The organism is Pseudoalteromonas luteoviolacea CPMOR-1 (assembly GCF_001625685.1).
Lineage (GTDB): Bacteria > Pseudomonadota > Gammaproteobacteria > Enterobacterales > Alteromonadaceae > Pseudoalteromonas > Pseudoalteromonas luteoviolacea_K.
Window position 1 is genome coordinate 147,668 of sequence record NZ_AUYC01000073.1, and the last position, 18,821, is coordinate 166,488.

Here is an 18,821-nt window from a genome sequence, read left to right on the forward strand (position 1 = left end):
AGGTAATTAGATGAATACACAAGTTTTAAAGAAGTCACGTGAAGTTCTTAAACAGATTTTACGTGAAAAGCATGATGATATAGATAGCAATACGAAGTCAGAAGTTGAGGCGCTAATTGAGCAGATTGACGCTGAACTTTCTGGGAATTCGCAGGCAAAGACTACCAAACGAGAGGTTTTGGAAACGTTCGGAGTTTTGTTAAGCGTAATCCATAAAGGGGCTGAATTACTTGATAAGGTTCTCTCAATTTTCGATTCGTAAAGTAAACCATTAATTTTTTATTATGAATTTTTCAAATACGCTAGAGAAGTGCAGAAAGCACAGAAAAATGTCGAAAAAAGACTTGGCAGACAGGATAGGTAAAAGTGCCTCGTATATTACTTTGTTAGAGCAAGGTAAGCGAGAGCCTAATCTAGGTCTGGTTGAAGACTTATGCCATGCTTTAGACATCCCAACTTCAGTCTTTATGTTCCTAACATCGCAGGAGCAAGACTTACCATTCAGTGACGAGCTTTCAAATAAGCTTGAGTCACTCATGTATCAACTTATCGATGACACTGACTCCGACATATAGCTTGAGAGCAATTGGAAGTGTAGAAGCGCTTTCAAGAATGCTTAAACTTCCAGTTCCTCGTATTCGTCATTTTGCCCAAAATGCATCCGATTTCTATCGGGTTGCTGGAATTAAAACAAAGGCAAACGGAGACAAGCGTATTACTTATGATGCTTATCGCTCGCTTAAAGATATACATAAGACACTAAAGGTAAAGTTGTTCCAGAATGTTTCTTATCCTGACTACATTCAAGGTGCAATCTCTGGTCGATCCTATATCGGAAACGTAAGGAAACATACCAAGAGTACTATTATCATATGTGAAGATATTACAAATTTTTTTCCTACCATACGTCAGTCTGATGTCGAAAAGATGTTCATGCGTCTTTTCCACTTTCCTAAAGAAGTGGCTAGTATTCTCACTGGGTTAGTCACTCTAAATGGTACGGTTCCACAAGGGGGCGTTTGTAGTAGTTATATTGCAAACCTAGTTATGTGGGAAAAGGAGTCAGCCCTAGTATCTTTATTTCAAGCTAAGAACCTTACTTATACTCGCTATGTCGACGATATAACTGTCTCTTCTAAAGGCTATATTGAGAAGGCAGAGATAAGCAACGTTATAGCTTCTATATACGGTATGTTGAAGCATTTTGGTGTTAAGCCAAATAAAGCGAAACACGAGGTCTTGAGTAACGGCATGCATCAAATGGTACACCGAGTTGGGGTGAACGGTAAGCGGCCAAGCTTTGGAAAAAAAGAAAAGAAACGAGTTCGAAGTGCGGTGCATAGACTAGAAGCACTATTTAAAGATAATACTTGTTCGTATGACGAATATTCGAAAGCATTCAACTCGGCAAGTTCCTTAGTAGCGAAGTTAAAGCAATTGAATGAGCATCAAGGGAAAAAGTACAGAGAAAGTCTCGATCTACTAAAACCATCAGCTAAGAGAGTTAAGCTTAGCAATTAATTGTAATATTAATTGGGTGAATGAATTTGGCCGCTTGATTAGGGACTTTGCAATACCTCATCTAATTACTAATTTAGCAAAGGTGCTGACACATCTTTGTCCAAATACGATTTAGGTGAACATCAGATATTGAGTTGCAGTTGAGCGGTTTTTGGTGGCACATGACTACCTGATGTAATCAAATTTGAAGGTAGGTCAACGATGACTCGTATTGACTCTAGCCCCCGAGTTTCTATTTCGAGGGCTAACAAGTGCTCAAGAAATCTTCGTAAACTTATTCGTCTCTCTATTGCGAGCAACCAGAACTGGGTCACAGTGTTTGTTGTTTTTAAAGAACTCCAGCAACTCCTTTAGCTCTGGTTCTAGCTCTTCAGGTAGCCACACAGTGGTCTTTTTTAATCCTTGCGCTTTCAATTTCGCTTCATACTTTTGATTCTTAGTCATGACAAATGGTCCTTTCAAGTGCTCTGAGTGTTAATCAATTCAGTTAGGGTTGCTCGCTTGCGAGCGGTTTAGCCCGCGCTTAATTGAGTGACAACGACCATTTCAGAAATGATGAGCGGGTCAAGAATAAATCACGGGGGTAGCCCGTAGGGGGTTCCGTTATTTTTATTGATGCGAGAAGAATGTATGAAAGAGCACAAATTAAATGCCTGTCACGGCGAGTGACCGCCCCGCGCGGGGAAGGGTTTTGTTTATGCTTTTAAAAAAGTGGATGGAAACTGGATGTTTTGCAGTAGACACAAAAAAGCCAGTTAAAGAAGTTCTCTAACTGGCTGTTTTATAACACTTAATGTGGTGGAGCTGGGGGGATTTGAACCCCCGTCCAGAAAGCGTCGACCCTCGGTCCTACATGTTTAGTATCGTCTATTGGTTAACCTTTAAGTCTCGGACGAACACGATAAGTAAAGGCGAGGCCGCTTATATTTAGCCCTTCAACCCCGGCCAGGGTTTCCGTAGCGATCTTATGTAGGGTGACACTCCAAATCCAGAACCACAAGCATTTCTTGGAGGAGTGCTAGCGGGCTTATTATGCCGCTAGAGCGTAGTTATCGTCGTTTGCGATTACTTTAAATGCGGCTTTTTTACGAGGCCAACCGCCCCTCGACATGCACCTCAGGCTTCATGAATCCTGTCGAATCCTAATCAGCCCCTGAAATCTTTCATTCAGTACATAACAGTTTACTTTTAATGCTAAGTTAAGCTGTTATTTTCGGGCATTGTAGCCCTAATATATTGGCTTAGCAATAGTTTTTATGGCTTTTGTGTGACGCTCGCGGTTAGTTGCTGATTAACTAACCGCTTTGTTTGTAAAGTATCCTGAACTCTGTCTGTTCATGCCATTAATGTAATGCATGCTGTTTAAATCGGGCGTTCCAGTCAACTTGGTGTAATTGTGATAGTTGTTTTGCACTTAATACTTGTGACAATTGTTCTGTTTTGACTTGGTTTAGCTTTTTGACCTGTGCGTTAAATGCGTCAAAACCTGCGTAGGTATCGGTATCAGCTATCACATAGGCCACTTCAATGAAGTTGTCGCGCAATATTGAAAAGACTTGTTGCTGTTGGTTGTAGGTGAGTGCATCATTTTGTGATAAATGCGCGACCATCATTTGTGCTTTTTTATCTGAGTCGGCTTGCAAGGTTGGTAAATATTGTTCTTGCCACTGGGTCCGGCCTGCTAAAAATTCTTGATCTACTCTTTGTTGTGCTGAAAGCGTTGATGGTTTGTTGTTAGGGTTGATTGTCTGCTTTTTAGCGTACGTTTGATGAGCGGTGTTTTGTGCGGATTGCTCAAGCAGATGCAATCGATTTTGTATATCTTGTAGTTCTGTACTCACATCTGCGGTGGGGTCATTATCTTTTTGTGATTGCAAAGTGAGTTGTTGTTCAAGGTTGCTAATTTGCCCAGACAATTTAGTTAACTCAAGTTGCGCTGCAATATTGGCAAGCAACAATACCAAGGTTAATAAAATAAACAAATAATGGGTTTTAGAGTATGTCATATTCATTTCCTAAAAGGCATCAGCCAAATTGAGCTGATGCCAAGCTGGGTCTATTTACCGTAACCTTCCTCTTTTTCATAAACATAGCCGCCAGATGAAGTTGCGTTGAGCATTTCAACGACATCGGCAGTGTAAAAATGGTTAACCAGTTCACTGTTAAAGCCACGGTAGATAGTTTTAGCTTGAGAGTGAGTGGTATAACCCTCAGTACTTTCGTACTCATAACCTAAAGACTTTATATTAAGTGCTTCGTTTATATCTGATGTGTAAAAGTGATTTCCACCAGGGCCTGCATTTGGGTTATGCATACGATAAAATGCTTTATTAGCATCGTTATCGTCATAGCTGACTAAAGTGACAGCTGGGCCTTCATAGGTAAAGCCCCCAGACCCTACTGCATTAAGCATTTCAGTCACGTTGGTTGTGTAAAAGTGATTTCCATGTTTGTACGCTCGGTATAGCGTTTTGTCAGCAGCTAAAGTTGATAGGCTGGTTGTGGCTAATAGTGCGCTTAATAATAAAGCGACTTTTTTAGTTTTTCTTTCCATCTTCATTCCTTGTATTTATCTAATTAGGCGTTAAAGCCAAAGTGATAATAACATTTAATTTCATTTATTAATAATTAATTTACATTTGGTTGGGTGTTAGGTATTTAAGTCATTGATGGTAAATATAGTTTTGCAGTGCTTTCATTCAGTATTCAGCTAAAATTAGGTATTAATTTTTATTACTTAGCCTTTTTAAAATACCTTTGGAGTCTAAATAATGATTGAAAAAAGTAAGTTTGTTGGATGCTTCAAGGGGCTTGCGATTGGCGATGCGTTGGCTGCTTCTTATGAAGGAGGTCCAGTAGAGCGGCTTTTATGGCGTTTTTTAGGGCGAACAAAAACCGGACAAAGAAGGTATACAGACGATACGCAAATGTCTATTGATATTGCACAGTCATTTTTAACTCACAAACACATAGATCAAACCCATCTTGCACACACATTTGCTCACAGCTATAAGTGGTCTCGAGGATATGGACCAAGCGCTGCCTCATTGCTTAAAGGCATCAAAAACGGGCAATCATGGGAGAGTCTCAATCGAAAAAAGTTCGCGCAGGGCTCTATGGGTAACGGAGCCGCTATGCGAGCGCCAATTGCAGCATTATGTTGTTTAGGTTGTGAAGAGAGTTTAAATGAGTATGTACATAAAAGCGCAGAGATCACGCATGCCCATCCTCTGGCAATAGAAGGGGCGCAGTTAATTGCTAAAGCGACGCATTTATCAATGAGAGGTGTTGAAACGATTGGGATCTTACAAACTCTATGTGCAAGTGCCGTTGATCCAGTCTATCAACTTAAACTTCGTAAATGTCTCGATTATATAGTCGATGCAAAGGCGCACAGCTCAGCGTTAATAAAGAATGAGTTCGGTAATGGCATGCTCGCGACTGAGTCTTGTATTACGGCACTTTATTTTGCTTTCACATATCGACGGCAATCATTTTCTGACATGGTGCAAGCAATTTGTGATTTGGGAGGGGATGCAGATACCATAGCTGCAATGGCTGGGGCCATTTGGGGCGCATGTAATGGTGGGTTGTCGATGATTGAGTACGACAATCGCATCGAAGATTTAACCTTGGTTGAGCAGTTAGCAGGTCAAATTTATTTACACTATCAAGAACGCATTGAATCGATTAATTAAGCGTTTGGTACTCATCAGTTAGAAGCTAACAAGTATACTTCTCGCGTTAAATTTAAATTTTCTAGCTGTAATATCTCGTTTTTATTGCGGTATGTATCGCATGCTAAAAGTGGCAGTTGTCGTGGTTATTTCGATTATACATTGGTAGATGAGTACTTTATGGGTTTCATACTCGGTATTAAAAAAAGCCACGTAAAAGCTGCGGCTATAATGGTGTTTTAAGGGGGTATTAGCAATAACGGCTATAGCAAGTACCTTGCGAGCAACACGCTTGAGTATTACCAAAGCAATTTGTCCAGCCAGAGTTACAACCACCTGCCACATTAGGTGTTTGTGCGTCAGGTAATGCTTGCTTGTGTTTACTCAGATCTTTAATGCGCTTCTTATCAAGTGTTAGTTTCACAATGCGTCCTTTTATTCAAACTTGCTGATGATATTTTTCACTTTGTGTGTCTGTGCACACAGAAAGTATTTTGAGCTTATGCATTAATTCATATTAAGGCTATTGAAAATTTATCATCTTATCTAAGCTAATAACTCAAATTTTAGATTTAAAAATAATCGAGGCTTTGGTTTTTACCTAAAAAGGGTTCTGTATTTGTTTATTTTTATTATTGCGATATGCGAAAATAAAATCAGTGCATGCCCGCTGTAATCATCCATTATAACCAAGCTATAAAATCTCGAATTGTAACGGTGATAAAATGAGCGTATTGAAATATATCTTTGATAAATTTTTATCTGGCATGTGCTTTATTTCAATCAAAAAGGAAGAATATGAATTTTATTTCAGCATTGCTACTCGCTGCGTCTACTTTAACTTATGCGGCAAACGCGGCACAAACAGATGAGGATTTAAGTGGAGAGGTTATCGACGCAGTACCGATAAATAAACCCGCTGCAGAATTTCCAAGATTAGCTGCTAATCGCGGTAGAGAAGGCTGGGTACAACTAAGTTATGTCATCAATGAGAAAGGCGAAGTTGAATCACCAGTTATAGAATATTCGTCAGGACATGCTTCATTTGAGCGTTCAGCACTTAAGGCTGTGAATGAATGGAAATTTAAGCCTGCATTGCAAAATAATAAGCCAGTTAAGCAATGTAAAAACCAAGTTCAAATGTCATTCTATCTCCAAGGTGCGCCTCGTAGTGTTTCTTCTTCATTTTTGAATCGTTATAAAAAAATCGGTAAAAAAATTGATAGCAATGATTTGGAGGCAATACCTGAATTATTTGGTGAAATGCGAGAGCGGAAGCTTAAAAACTTTACTGAAGATACATATTATTGGGTAGCAAAAGCGCGCTATTATGCTGCAATAGGAGATAAATATCTCGAGCTGCACGCGATCATAAGAGTTATAAAAGCTAGAAAAGGGTATATACCAGATGATATGTTTATTGCTTTTTTGAGTCGAGCAACCGCTTTAAACCTAGAGCATAACCTGCTCTTTTATGCACTACATACATTTGAGCGTTTGTCTGAATTTCCTGATGCACAAGCATCGATTAACAAGTTAAAGCCATTTATCGATAAAGCTCACGCCTTAATAAAAGACGACAGTAAAACGATTTGGGTAAGAGGGAAAATCAAGCGATCTGTGTGGAGCCATAAATTGGTAAGAAACGCATTTACGATTGCTGATATCAATGGCAGCTTATCTTCTTTAGAAGTCAGGTGTAAAAATCAATTCTCATCGTATGATGTAAAGCCTGGATTGAAGTGGAATATCCCGAAAAATTGGCAAGGCTGCCAGGTGTACGTGTACGGAGAAAAGGGTGCGTCATTTCACCTAGTCGAAACGCCACATGGAGAAGAGGTCTAGTTAGTTAAAATGGCGTGTGGTCAAGTTTTATGCACACGCCATTCAATTCTACTTATGTTCAAACTATTGTGGGTTTTTAAGTGCAATAGTGACAAAACAGCAACTGGGGACACTTTTTCTTCCCCTCAATTGGCCATACTGCGCACTAGAAGTATTTAGGAGTGTGTTATGTCCAATCAAAATTCCATTTCACTATTTTCTGTTGTTAGCTTAAGCCCCTTTAAGGTGGCTATGACATGGCTAATGGTTGTGGCAGAAAATATTTTGCTGATCTTATTGCCACTATTAATAGGCTATGCCATTGACGGTGTCTTGGAGAACAATACTGCGCCTTTACTTGCTTTTGCGGCGAGCTTATTTGGTTTGGTGGTCGTAAGTGTGCTGCGTCGATTTTACGATACGCGGGTGTATGGTGATATTCGTGTTAAGTTGGCCGAAACGGTTGCACATAATTTACGTGGTACAGATATATCCGCCAAAAATGCTCGTCTTATGATGTCTCGAGAGTTGGTGGACTTTCTAGAAAATGACTTACCTGCACTGATGACGGCAGGGATCCAACTCGTGTCCATCGTGATCATTTTAGCGACATTTCACACTTACTTTGCATTGAGTGTATTGGCTGCAAGTTGTGCGATGTTATTGGTTTATGGGTGTTGTCATAGCACATTTAAACACCTCAACGGCAGATTGAATGACCAAACTGAGAAGCAAGTCAAAATACTAAGTGGTAAACCATTTGCCGCTTTAAGCGCCCACCTAGAAAAGCTCAAAAAACATGAAATTGCCCTTTCTGACACAGAGGCCCTAGTGTACGGCTGCATTTTTTCACTGCTTTTTGTGTCGGTGCTCGGCAACTTATGGTTAGTCAATATGTTACCCAGTCCGTCTACGGGTGAAGTTTTTTCCATTCTCACGTATTCACTCGAGTTTGTTGATACCGCCATTATGTTGCCTGTGACGCTGCAGGTGCTTTCGCGCTTAGAAGAAATTACTCAGCGCCTCAATCGAGATGAGTCAGTTGTTAATGATAAGGAAGCAAGTTATGAAGTATAAAAAGGGGGCTGCCATCGGCGCTGGGTTATTTGCAATTTTTATCGCATTGGTGATTGTGGATGAATTAGCGGTCAAACCTGAACCATCAGTCGTTAACTCTGAGACTAAGCCAACTGTATCAACATTAACTTTAATGGCCAAACCTCACTACCCAACCGTGGCGTTAATTGGCAATACACGAGCACGATTTGTGACTCAATTAAAAGTCACCAGTGACGGCCAATTAGCTTGGTTAGATCAACAACTAGAGCCGGGCACGCTCATTGAGCAAAACACACCGTTGGCTAAGTTGGATGTGACCCATCTTCATTCTGAACTGGCACAGGCCAACAGTCGCGTGGTGCATGCTGAGCTTGAATTAGAGCGACAGCTGCACGAGCAATCTGTTGCTCTGAGTATGCTATCGACCAAAAATCAAAGTCGCTTCGCTAAAAGAGAGCCGCAAGTTGCGGCTGCTAAATCTGACTTAGCACAAGCAAAACAAGCATTAAAAAGCAGCCAAAAGCGATTGCAAGAGGCTAATATTATTGCGCCATTTGATGCGGTTATATTATCGAGGTTGGTTAGCCCCAATGACTTGTTAACTGCGGGACAGGCGCTTTTTGAAGTGGCAGCCAGTGACAGCATGGATGTGGTGGTGCCAGTGTCGGAACCTCTATGGCAAAAATTTCATCCTCAGTTATTAAGTCAACAAATTAGGATAAATGTAACAGACCGTGCGGGCAACACTTGGCCGGCAGCGCTCAGGTATGTTGCGCCCAATGTGGACTTAACGACTCGCCAGCGCCAGTTGGTTTTGAATGTTGTTAACCCTTATGCACACGTATCGCCATTGTTGCCAAATCAGCCAGTACAGGTAAGCGTGTCTTTTTCAGAGCCGCTCATGTCATATCAAGTCCCGCAAAGTGCGGTGACCAGAGATGGCTACGTATGGACACTAAGTGAAAATAATACGCTACAAAAAGAAGCGGTAGAGGTGCTCTCTCACAATGAGGAACATGTACACATTCGTTTCAATACAGAAACTTTAAATACCAAACAAGTGGTCGTTTACCCATTACTTAGCATGATAGCGGGCACGCAAGTGAGTGCTATCAACAGTCACACACAATTTGCAGGTAATCAAGATACGCAGGGAGGGGCTGATGAGCTGGCTTACTAAATGGTTTATTGATAACACAGTGGCGGCAAACTTATTGATGTTTGCCATCATCGCCAGCGGTGTTTTAGCGATGGGGCAATTGCGGGTCGAGTCTTTTCCGCAGATCCCACCGTCGGCTATTTCTGTTTCTGTGTCTTATCCCGGAGGGAGTGCTGAGCAAATTGATAAAGGTGTTACTCAGCGTATTGAAGAAGCCGTGAGTGATGTTGCTGGCGTTAAGCAAGTAATCAGTGAATCGAGTGAAGGGACATCGACAGTCACCATTCGTAAAACGACAGATACAGATATAGATCAGCTATTGAGTGAGGTGCGAGAGCGGGTTAATGCCATTGTCGGGTTTCCGACATTGGCAGAGAGACCTATTGTCAGTAAAGACGAGTTTACCAATTTGGCAGCGTTTGTGATTGTCTCTGCGCCGCGTGCAAGCGAAGATTTACAACCTATAGCAAGACAGGTTGAAGTGGCGCTCAAGAAGCATACCGATATTTCTCGCGTTGACAACTGGGGCAGCCGTAGTCCGCAATTGGTGATTGAGCCTGATCCTATTAAACTTGCCCAGCTCGGTTTGACATTGGAAAGAGTAGCCGTTTCGATAGAGCAGTTTTCTTTAGAAACCAGAACCGGAGAGCTTGAAAGCCAAAGTGGTCGATTGCTTTTACGAGGCGATGGCTATGCTGATAGCATCCAACAGCTTAGCAGTATTCCTGTTGTAACCAATGCTCAAGGGACAATCAAGTTATCTGATATTGCACAGGTATATCGTGACTTCGCGCAAACCCATTCGATTGTGCGCAACAATGGTGAAAATGCCATCGCATTGCTTGTAAGTACCAGTCAGTCAGATAATTTGCTGCATGTGAGCAAAGCGGTCAATGACACGCTTGAACAAATGCGTAAGCACCTACCGGCTGATGTTCAGCTAAGTACCATGGCTGATATGGCGCCTTATATTGAAGATCAGCTATTTAGACTGGGTAATAATGCATGGCAAGGACTGCTCATTGTGATTGTATTGCTTGGCATCTTTTTAGACTTAAAATTGGCATTTTGGGTATCTGCGGGCATTCCGGTGGCGCTATTTGGTACCTTGGGGGCTCTTCAGCTGACCGATCATAGTATTAATGACATTACCTTATTTGGTTTTATCTTAGTGCTGGGGATATTGGTCGATGATGCGGTGGTTGTCGGGGAGGCCATTCATGAACAGCGGGGAATGCATAAAAGTAGACAACTGGCTGCATTTAAAGGCGTTCAGTCGGTGTCGGTGGCAACCATATTTGGTGCTTTGACGACCATTGCCGCCTTTTCGCCAATGTTGTGGATCAACAATGAGTTAGCCAAGCTCTTGGCGGGCTTTTCCGTGGTGGTGATCCTCGCATTGTTATTTTCGCTCATTGAAAGTAAGTTTATTTTACCATCACACTTGAGCGCCTCAACAACAAGCAAGCTCAAATCTCCCTCTGTAGTGAGTTGGGTGCAAAAGCGAGCACAAGCACTGTTGAACAATGTAAAAACCAAGGTATACCAACCCGCACTTAGTTTATCCAATCGCTATAAGGTAGCGAGCTTATTATTTTTTACCGCGTTTATTACGTTAGCTTATGGCATGTGGTCGACTGGGACGATCCGAAGCGCTGTATTTCCGGAAATTCCTGGGCGTTACATTACAGCCAAAGTGTCATTGCAAGATGGCGCGCCTTTGCCATTGCAAGCTAACGCATTAAGTCAATTAGAAAGCGCTGCGAAAAAAGTGTCTGATATGCTTCAAAGGGATTTTGAATTAGCGCAGCAGCCGTTTGTCAATGCACTGGCTTGGTCAGATGGATATGGTGATATTGAGGTCACATTAGAACTTTCAAACGAGGCGCTTAGCACCTTACCAAGTCATGTACTCACTGATAATTGGCGTAAGCAAACAGGAGTGGTGGAAGGTGCCTACTCGGTGCAGTTCTCAGCTTCAGAAGCACCCGCTGGTGGGACGTTTATTTCAATCACTGCGCCTGAAAAAGTACAAGCCAAGCAAGTGAGCAACCAGCTCTCACAAGCGCTGTCGTTACAAGCGGGAGTGTCGGATATTTATGATGACGCCAAAGGCGGACAATGGCAGGTGCGCATTGTACTCAATCAGTATGGTCAGCAATTGGGTTTGACTCAGCATCATATTGCCAGCTTTTCTGGCGGTGCGTTTGGCCATAGGGAAATACACAGATTGCTAGATCAAGGCCAAGAGACCAAGGTCATAGTGCGGTATGCGCAGCATGAGCGTCAAAGTATCGAGCAGCTAAAGCACAGTATATTGACATTAGACTCAGGCCATAGCGTTCGATTAGAGGATGTCGCTACATTCTATTTTGAACAAGTGCCAGAAGTGATTTATCGAAGAGAGCATGCCGAGGTGGTCAATGTGTACTGGAAACAAAATAGACATATTCAGTCGCCAGAGGAGGTGCTGGTCAACCTGCAAACTGAGATAAGTCGCCTTGAACAGCAGTATCCGACTGTAAAAATAAAAGCGGGCGGGGAGTTTGAAGAGATATCAGAAGTGTCGAAAGGGTTTAAATCAGCCATGTGGATGACAGTGATCCTCATTTATATTTTATTGGCCATTCCGCTTAAATCTTACTGGCAGCCGTTGATCATTATGGCGGTGATCCCCTTTGGTTTTGCTGGCGCTATTTTTGGGCATTACATTATGGACCTGCCCATTAGTTTATTGTCAATGTTTGGCATGATGGCGATGACGGGGATCGTGATTAACGACTCCTTGGTGTTGATCACCCGTTTTAACTATCTTTACCGCACGGGCACACCATTGAATGAGGCTTTAATACAAGCGGGGCTCAGTCGTTTTAGAGCGATATTTTTAACCACGGTGACGACCGTCTGTGGTTTACTGCCACTGTTGTTTGAGCAAGCAGAGCAGGCACAATATTTAAAGCCTGCGGCTGTTTCTCTTATTTTTGGCGAGCTGTTTGCAACGACTGTCACCTTGATACTCATCCCTGTATTGCTTGGGTTATTTTGCCGTAAGCAGCCAAAGGCGCAAACCTCTGGCTTACTGGAGCAAAGTAGCTAACTACAATTGTTTACACAGTGAAAATTGCTTTTATCTGCTGAGCGCGAGATAGTTGTGACATTCGCCACAATTATCTCGCTTATGTCTGAACAAAATTCAACCCCTTTTGTATTGGTGCCTGAGTACGCTTTATTAGAGTCGTTACCTAAGAATGTCCAAACTCGCTTTGCTACCGCTTTGACGTTGATGCATGAAGATTTAGCGTCAGGGCTAAGTTGGGAGCAAATTGCGACACAAAGTGCTATTTCTCCATTTCACTTTCACCGTCAATTTACTGAGTTATTTAACGAAACGCCGGGGCAATATTTGAGCCGGTTACGTTTGCAGTATGTGGTGCATTATCTCTTTGCAGAGCAAGATTATAAGGTCATTGATATTGCACAAGAGTGTGGGTTTTCGTCGTCTCAATCACTGGGTAAAGCACTTAAAAAAGCGCTGGGTCTAACGGCGAAGCAAGTGAGGGAGCTTGGCGTCAGTGGCACACCACGTCAAACGGCTGAAATTATCAGTAAGCTTGCTCACCCTGCTGAGCAGGGCACGATTGAAAACAAGTTGGCAGCCAAGCTGCCTTGTGAATTGGTGTGGTACCCTCAAAGGGGCATGAAGTATTTGCCGCATGTGAGCAATGACTGGGATACGATTTTTGATACCTTTGGTGAGAAGTCCACACGGATCATGGCAATGACACCAATCAACCAATTAGAAAAAAGCTGGCAAGATATCGAAACCCACATAGGTGATTGGCAAGCCTCTGTATCTGAACACACCTTATCCGTGGCTGAAGGGCATTACTTTTGCTGTGATGTGTATGTGGTGTCAGATGCGGGATACGCCGCTGCGCTCGAGCAGCTATTTAGTATCATCGAGTCTCAAGGCTATCAGTTGGACGAAAAGGGGTATTTGGTTGAAATCATTCGTGACATCGAAATGACGGATACAGGCGGAGTAACTTTTTCATTTCAAGTACCTATAAAGATATAAAGTCTGATAGATATGTCTGAACACGATTGAGAAAAGGTCGCAATGCAAGTAACATGGCGAAAATTTTAATATAATAAAATTATTATGAGACAAAGCCTTAGAGATAAAATCATTCAAGTGTGTGAACAGAAAATAGAAAAAAAGGGAGAGGGTGTTGGGGTATCATTTTATGCTTTCTTTGCGAACAAAAATAGCGATCCTGAGCTATTAATGGAAGCGGCAACATGGTGGATCCAAACGCACCAATTAGATCATTTTGAAAAAGCGCTGAAAATAAAAGAGATGGTGCAGCAGGGCGTCTAACATTTGTTCAGATAACCAAGTGGTTTAGCACTTTTTGAATATTTAGCCGAGTCTAAGTGTGAATTTTACCCAGAACTCTGCTGTTGGTCGGCTAAAAGCCAATTTTATTTGCTGATATTTGCAATTAACCCAAGACTAATGGCACGAAAAAGAAGATAATTGCACAGTTAAGATCATTTTTTGCTGTTGGGTTGCGTTTACCGAGCAGCTGCACAAAACTGTGGAAGAATTCAATGGAAATTAAAGTTAATTTTCTCGACAACCTTAGACTTGAAGCTAAGTTTGACGATTTTAGTGTCATTGCCGATCAGCCGATCCGTTATAAAGGTGATGGTTCTGCACCGAGCCCATTCGATTATTTCTTAGCTTCATCGGCACTTTGTGCGGCTTACTTCGTGAAGGTTTACTGCGTATCTCGTGACATCCCGACAGACGGTATTCGTGTATCACAAAATAACATCGTTGACCCAGAAAACCGCTACAACCAAATCTTTAAGATTCAAGTTGAGCTTCCTGAGAGCATTTCTGAAAAAGACAGAAAAGGTATCCTTCGTTCAATTGACCGCTGTACGGTTAAAAAAGTAATTCAAACGGGTCCTGACTTTCAAATTGAAGATGTTGAAAGTCTAGATGATGATGCGCAAGCTATGCTGATGGTGAATCCTGAGCAAGATGCTAATACATTCATTCTTGGTAAAGATCTGCCATTAGAGCAAACGATTGCCAATATGACGGGTATTTTGTCTGATTTGGGTATGAAGATTGAAGTGGCGTCATGGCGCAACATCGTGCCAAATGTGTGGTCACTGCATATCAGAGATGCGGCGTCGCAAATGTGCTTTACTAACGGTAAAGGTGCAACGAAAGAAAGCGCGCTTTGCTCAGCGCTGGGTGAATTCATCGAGCGTTTAAACTGCAACTTCTTTTACAATGACCAATTCTTCGGTGAAGAAATCGCAAATAGCGACTTTGTGCACTATCCAAATGAAAAGTGGTTTAAGCCGGGTCCAAACGATGAATTACCGAGCGAGATTTTGGACGAATACACGCGCGATGTGTATGACGCAGAGGGCGAACTGAAGGGCTCAAACCTGATAGATACAAACTCTGGTAATGTTGAGCGCGGTATTTGCTCAATTCCATATACGCGTCACTCAGATGGTGAAACGGTTTACTTCCCGTCAAACCTAATTGAAAACATGTTTTTAAGTAACGGCATGAGTGCAGGCAACAACATGGCAGAAGCCAAGGTACAGTGTTTGTCTGAAATCTTTGAGCGTGCAGTTAAAAAGCAAATCATAGAACAAGAAATTGTATTACCAGATGTACCTCAAGAGGTGCTTGCTAAATACCCTGATATCGTTGACGGTATCAAAGGGCTTGAAGCGCAAGGCTTTCCAGTTGTAGTCAAAGATGCGTCATTAGGCGGTCAGTTCCCTGTGATGTGTGTGACGCTGATGAATCCAAAAACAGGGGGCGTATTTGCGTCATTTGGTGCACACCCAAGTTTAGAAGTTGCACTTGAGCGCAGTTTAACTGAGTTACTGCAAGGTCGAAGCTTTGAAGGCCTAAACGATGTACCTCGTCCAACTTTTAACAGCATGGCGGTGTCTGAGCCAGAAAACTTTGTTGAGCACTTTATTGATTCAACCGGTGTGATCTCATGGCGCTTCTTTAGTGCGAAGAAAGACTATGACTTTGTTGAGTGGGATTTCTCTGGCACAAACGAAGAAGAGTGTGACAAGCTATTTGGTATCTTAAAAGATCTTGGTAAAGAAGCATATATTGCTGAGTTTACAGACTTAGGTGTGGCTTGCCGTATTCTTGTACCGGGCTATTCAGAGGTATATCCAGCTGAAGACCTTATTTGGGATAACACCAATAAAGCACTTCAGTACCGTGAAGATATTCTTAACTTACACAGACTGTCTGATGAAGAGTTGGCGGATCTGGTGAATCGTTTAGAAGAGAGCCAGCTAGATAACTACACAGATATTATCACCTTGATCGGTATTGAATTTGACGAAAATACAGTCTGGGGTCAGCTAACTATCCTTGAGCTGAAATTACTGATTTACTTGGCGCTAGGTGATTTAGAAGAAACTATGGACTTGGTTGAGTCTTTCCTTCAATACAACGACAACACCGTTGAGCGTGGACTTTTCTATCAAGCGATGCATACTGTGCTTGAAATCGCCCTAGATGAAGAGCTAGAAATTGAAGACTATATCCATAACCTGACTCGCATGTTTGGACAGGAAAACATGGACAATGTGATTGGTTCAATCAATGGTGACGTGAAGTTTTATGGCTTAACAGAGACAAACACGCAGTTAGAAGGGCTAGATAAGCACCTTAAACTGATTGAAAGCTATACTAAACTGCACAAAGCGCGTGCAGCCATCGCAGCGAATAAATAAGCTTAATATTAAAAGCCCTAACTCAGTTTAGGGCTTTTACTTTCAAATTTATCTTGCATTGCACCTTTATTTATCAGTATAAATTCTGCACTTTATACTAACTATCATATTATTACCTCATAATGCTCTTTACCTAACTTACTGATTAAGTTATATATTGCTTGTTACATTTACGTGTTAAAAAGGGTTTACATGATAAAGCCGAAGCCACTGCAAGCGGGCAGTAATATCGCTATCCTGTCGCCATCCGCGGGGTTGTCTTGTGTTTTTCCACATATCTATCAATTGGGCATAAAAAACCTTACTGAAATGGGGTTTAATGTCCTTGAGTACCCGACAACTAAAATGGGAGCCAAAGAAGTCTTTGATAACCCCAAAGCCCGAGCTGAGGATATTAACTGCGCCTTTGCAGATGGTAATGTACACGGTATTATTTCTTTGATTGGCGGAGAAGATTCTGCGCGTATACTGAAGTACTTAGACCCTGAAATCATTCAGGCTAACCCCAAGTTATTTATGGGGTACTCTGACTTTACCGCGGTATCTGTGTTTGTGAATCAGTTAGGCTTAGTAACATTCAACGGGCCCTCCGTCATGGCGGGGCTTGCCCAGATACACAATTTGCCTGAAGAATATCGCGCGTATATAAAAGCATTTTTATACGGTGAGCTTGAAGACACAACCTTACCCACCTTTTCACACTTTTATGATGGATACCCTGATTGGTCCAGCGTTTCTACTGCCGGGCAGCTAAATCCAACGCAAAGTAATGTTGGACCAAGGTTTTTTGGCGATAACCCAGTTGATGCAGGTAAAGTGTCGGGGCAGCTCTTTGGTGGCTGTATCGAAGTACTTGAAATGTTAAAAGGTACGCAATATTGGCCAGCTGCTGATTTTTGGCAAGGCAAAGTGTTATTTCTAGAGACCTCTCAAGAGAAACCTACCCTTGATTATGTGAAATATTGGCTTCGTAATTATGGTGTGATGGGGGTATTCGAACAATTATCTGGGCTATTGGTCGGTCGTGCACGGGATTACAGTGCAGATGAAAAAGCACAGTTGGATGAGGTGATTTTATCTGTTATTCGTGACGAATTTGAGTGCCATAGCTTGCCGGTTGTGACCAATTTAGACTTTGGCCATACAGATCCTCAGGTGATTTTACCGCTGGGTTGTGATTTGCAGATTGATATAACAGCCAAGCAGCTAAAATTGTTAGGAAGTGCGTTTAAAGCGTAAATTACACTTCACTAATTGTGACAAAATGGTCTAAATTAGCTGCATGTAACTTATCTGTAATTTATTAAGTGAAAAGGCAACAAGGATGAATACGGCAAATTATTGTCAGCAGCATGTGTTGGTGATCCCACAGGCGCTTGGCGCACTTTCTGATGTGCATAAAAAGGCAGCCTTAAATGGTTGTGCGATTTACAGCAAAGATTTGGATCAAAATTTGGTTGATGTGGAATTTTACACAAATCAGCTGTGCATTGTTCATGTAGAAGAAGGGACGGAAACGCTCACTTGTTGGGATAATCAGTCGATTGAACTCAAAGCGGGTCAATCCGTTTTGCTATGTCAGGGTCAAAATTTACATTCAGATTTTGTACATAGTACGCATAACTTAAAAGCGTGGTTGGTCTTTTTTGATAGAAGTATTATTGAGCAATTTTTAATTTCAAACCATTTACAGCAGCCTAAAGGCAAGAGGAATGTACAACCGTCGTTGAAGCTTGAGCATTGTTTAGTTGAAGGTTTTTTTAAACAGCTGAGATTATACGTCGAACAGGAAATAGACATTACGCCGGTGTTAAACTCTAAACTGACAGAGTTATTGTATCTTTTACTTCATATACTCGGTGACGACTTAATCGTCACGCTCAATATGGCTGACCATACACTACCAGCGAGAAGAAATCTGAAAAGGCTACTTGAAAACAAAACGGTATTAAAGTTTTCAGTTTCAGACTTGGCAAAACTGTCAGGACGAAGCGTATCGGGCTTTCAAAGAGACTTTAAACAACAATTTAATGAACCGCCAAAACAATGGTTGATCAAGCAACGTGTAAACTATGCCAAATCCTTAGTTGAGCAAGGGAAATTATCCATCTCAGATATCGCGCTTGAAGTTGGTTATACCAATATTTCTCATTTTATCAAAGCGTATAAAAACCAGTTTGGCGAAACACCAAAGCAAGATGGTATTAAACTTTGACTGAGAAGCCATATTTCATGTGAGTTATGGCTTTGCTGTGATTTAAAATATATATATTGGGTATTATTCATAATATGCTTTAGACCATGGATGAAAATAATGCTCTCAAAGTAAGTTTTATGTCAGGGCAAGATCATGAACTTTACCTTGACATAATTTTATGATCTTATACTGCTTTTGATATTAAGCAGCTCAATTATGTCAGCCAATACGTTGTTCGAACACTTTTCTTCCATTGATGACCCACGCCAACAAGGCAAAGTGCAACATCCATTATTCGATATTCTGTTTCTAACAATCAGTGCCGTAATTGCTGGTTGCCAAGGTTGGGAATAAATTGAAGATTTTGCCTATGACAAACTATCTTGGTTACGAAAATTTATAGCACTATCGAACGGTGTGCCTCGGCACGACACGATTGCACGGGTCATGAAGTTAAATAGGACATGAAGTTAAATAGGACAGGCACATATTCTTTGCATTAATTGCTGTACTTGACTACTGTTTAAATATCCAGTCTAAGTTGAGTTGAGTAGAAATGACCAGAGCAAGGAAAGCACTTATC

Annotated in this window: 17 protein-coding genes, 1 other RNA gene and 1 pseudogene; 14 read left to right on the forward strand and 5 right to left on the reverse strand. The window is 41.7% G+C overall.

The genetic code is table 11. From position 1 onward, the window contains the following. Nucleotides 1–10: 10 nt before the first annotated feature. From N473_RS22965 to N473_RS22975, 3 genes are read left to right on the forward strand one after another with little or no spacing between them, the layout of a single operon-like run. Entirely contained in the window at nt 11–262 is a 252-nt protein-coding gene (locus N473_RS22965) for a hypothetical protein (RefSeq protein ID WP_063369977.1), read from the forward strand. A 22-nt stretch (nt 263–284) separates the two neighbouring features. Further along, nucleotides 285–575: a helix-turn-helix domain-containing protein gene (locus N473_RS22970; RefSeq protein WP_063369978.1), complete on the forward strand. Its 291-nt coding sequence runs from the start codon at nt 285–287 to the stop codon at nt 573–575. A gap of 37 nt (nt 576–612) precedes the next feature. Further along, complete coding sequence (locus tag N473_RS22975; protein ID WP_196766464.1) at nt 613–1,521, forward strand: reverse transcriptase family protein; 909 nt, start codon at nt 613–615, stop codon at nt 1,519–1,521. 255 nt (nt 1,522–1,776) lie between these two features. Here the strand turns inward: N473_RS22975 and N473_RS22980 are convergent, their stop codons facing one another. The 4 genes from N473_RS22980 to N473_RS22995 all read right to left on the reverse strand — a co-directional run bounded on the left by N473_RS22980 (nt 1,777) and on the right by N473_RS22995 (nt 4,075). Beyond that, nucleotides 1,777–1,965: a hypothetical protein gene (locus tag N473_RS22980; protein WP_046357316.1), complete on the reverse strand. Its 189-nt coding sequence runs from the start codon at nt 1,963–1,965 to the stop codon at nt 1,777–1,779. Nucleotides 1,966–2,317: 352 nt separating this feature from the next. Beyond that, nucleotides 2,318–2,675: a transfer-messenger RNA gene (gene ssrA / locus N473_RS22985) on the reverse strand. A 189-nt stretch (nt 2,676–2,864) separates the two neighbouring features. Further along, on the reverse strand, nt 2,865–3,527 hold the full coding sequence (locus N473_RS22990; RefSeq protein ID WP_063369980.1) for a hypothetical protein: 663 nt from the start codon (nt 3,525–3,527) through the stop codon (nt 2,865–2,867). Between the two features lie 50 nt (nt 3,528–3,577). Next, on the reverse strand, nt 3,578–4,075 hold the full coding sequence (locus N473_RS22995; protein WP_063369981.1) for a hypothetical protein: 498 nt from the start codon (nt 4,073–4,075) through the stop codon (nt 3,578–3,580). 217 nt (nt 4,076–4,292) lie between these two features. Here N473_RS22995 and N473_RS23000 point away from each other — a divergent pair, with 217 nt between their 5' ends. Next, nucleotides 4,293–5,219 (forward strand): ADP-ribosylglycohydrolase family protein, encoded by a 927-nt coding sequence (locus N473_RS23000; RefSeq protein WP_063369982.1) that lies wholly within the window; start codon nt 4,293–4,295, stop codon nt 5,217–5,219. Nucleotides 5,220–5,448: 229 nt separating this feature from the next. Here the strand turns inward: N473_RS23000 and N473_RS26390 are convergent, their stop codons facing one another. Next, nucleotides 5,449–5,622 carry a hypothetical protein gene (locus N473_RS26390; RefSeq protein WP_155735717.1) on the reverse strand — a complete coding sequence of 58 codons (174 nt, stop codon included), beginning with the start codon at nt 5,620–5,622 and terminating at the stop codon, nt 5,449–5,451. Nucleotides 5,623–5,996: 374 nt separating this feature from the next. Here N473_RS26390 and N473_RS23005 point away from each other — a divergent pair, with 374 nt between their 5' ends. The 10 genes and pseudogenes from N473_RS23005 (at nt 5,997) to N473_RS26945 (ending at nt 18,706) form a co-directional block, all read left to right on the forward strand. Continuing rightward, the gene (locus N473_RS23005) at nt 5,997–7,043 is read left to right on the forward strand and encodes an energy transducer TonB (RefSeq protein WP_063369983.1); all 1,047 of its coding nucleotides are present in this window, start codon (nt 5,997–5,999) and stop codon (nt 7,041–7,043) included. A 168-nt stretch (nt 7,044–7,211) separates the two neighbouring features. Continuing rightward, on the forward strand, nt 7,212–8,099 hold the full coding sequence (locus N473_RS23010) for an ABC transporter six-transmembrane domain-containing protein (protein WP_063369984.1): 888 nt from the start codon (nt 7,212–7,214) through the stop codon (nt 8,097–8,099). Next, on the forward strand, nt 8,089–9,261 hold the full coding sequence (locus N473_RS23015; RefSeq protein ID WP_063369985.1) for an efflux RND transporter periplasmic adaptor subunit: 1,173 nt from the start codon (nt 8,089–8,091) through the stop codon (nt 9,259–9,261). Before N473_RS23010 ends, N473_RS23015 begins: the two co-directional genes overlap by 11 nt. Beyond that, nucleotides 9,245–12,337 (forward strand): efflux RND transporter permease subunit, encoded by a 3,093-nt coding sequence (locus tag N473_RS23020; protein ID WP_063369986.1) that lies wholly within the window; start codon nt 9,245–9,247, stop codon nt 12,335–12,337. Before N473_RS23015 ends, N473_RS23020 begins: the two co-directional genes overlap by 17 nt. 81 nt (nt 12,338–12,418) lie before the next feature. Beyond that, on the forward strand, nt 12,419–13,318 hold the full coding sequence (locus tag N473_RS23025) for a helix-turn-helix transcriptional regulator (RefSeq protein ID WP_063369996.1): 900 nt from the start codon (nt 12,419–12,421) through the stop codon (nt 13,316–13,318). An 84-nt stretch (nt 13,319–13,402) separates the two neighbouring features. Beyond that, the gene (locus N473_RS23030) at nt 13,403–13,621 is read left to right on the forward strand and encodes a DUF6500 family protein (RefSeq protein ID WP_039609151.1); all 219 of its coding nucleotides are present in this window, start codon (nt 13,403–13,405) and stop codon (nt 13,619–13,621) included. A gap of 233 nt (nt 13,622–13,854) precedes the next feature. Further along, nucleotides 13,855–16,041: an OsmC domain/YcaO domain-containing protein gene (locus N473_RS23035; protein WP_063369987.1), complete on the forward strand. Its 2,187-nt coding sequence runs from the start codon at nt 13,855–13,857 to the stop codon at nt 16,039–16,041. Between the two features lie 192 nt (nt 16,042–16,233). Continuing rightward, the gene (locus N473_RS23040) at nt 16,234–17,280 is read left to right on the forward strand and encodes a S66 family peptidase (protein ID WP_063369988.1); all 1,047 of its coding nucleotides are present in this window, start codon (nt 16,234–16,236) and stop codon (nt 17,278–17,280) included. An 85-nt stretch (nt 17,281–17,365) separates the two neighbouring features. Next, on the forward strand, nt 17,366–18,256 hold the full coding sequence (locus N473_RS23045) for a helix-turn-helix domain-containing protein (RefSeq protein WP_063369989.1): 891 nt from the start codon (nt 17,366–17,368) through the stop codon (nt 18,254–18,256). Between the two features lie 198 nt (nt 18,257–18,454). Further along, a pseudogene (locus N473_RS26945) lies at nt 18,455–18,706 on the forward strand (transposase family protein). The last annotated feature ends 115 nt before the right edge of the window (nt 18,707–18,821 follow it).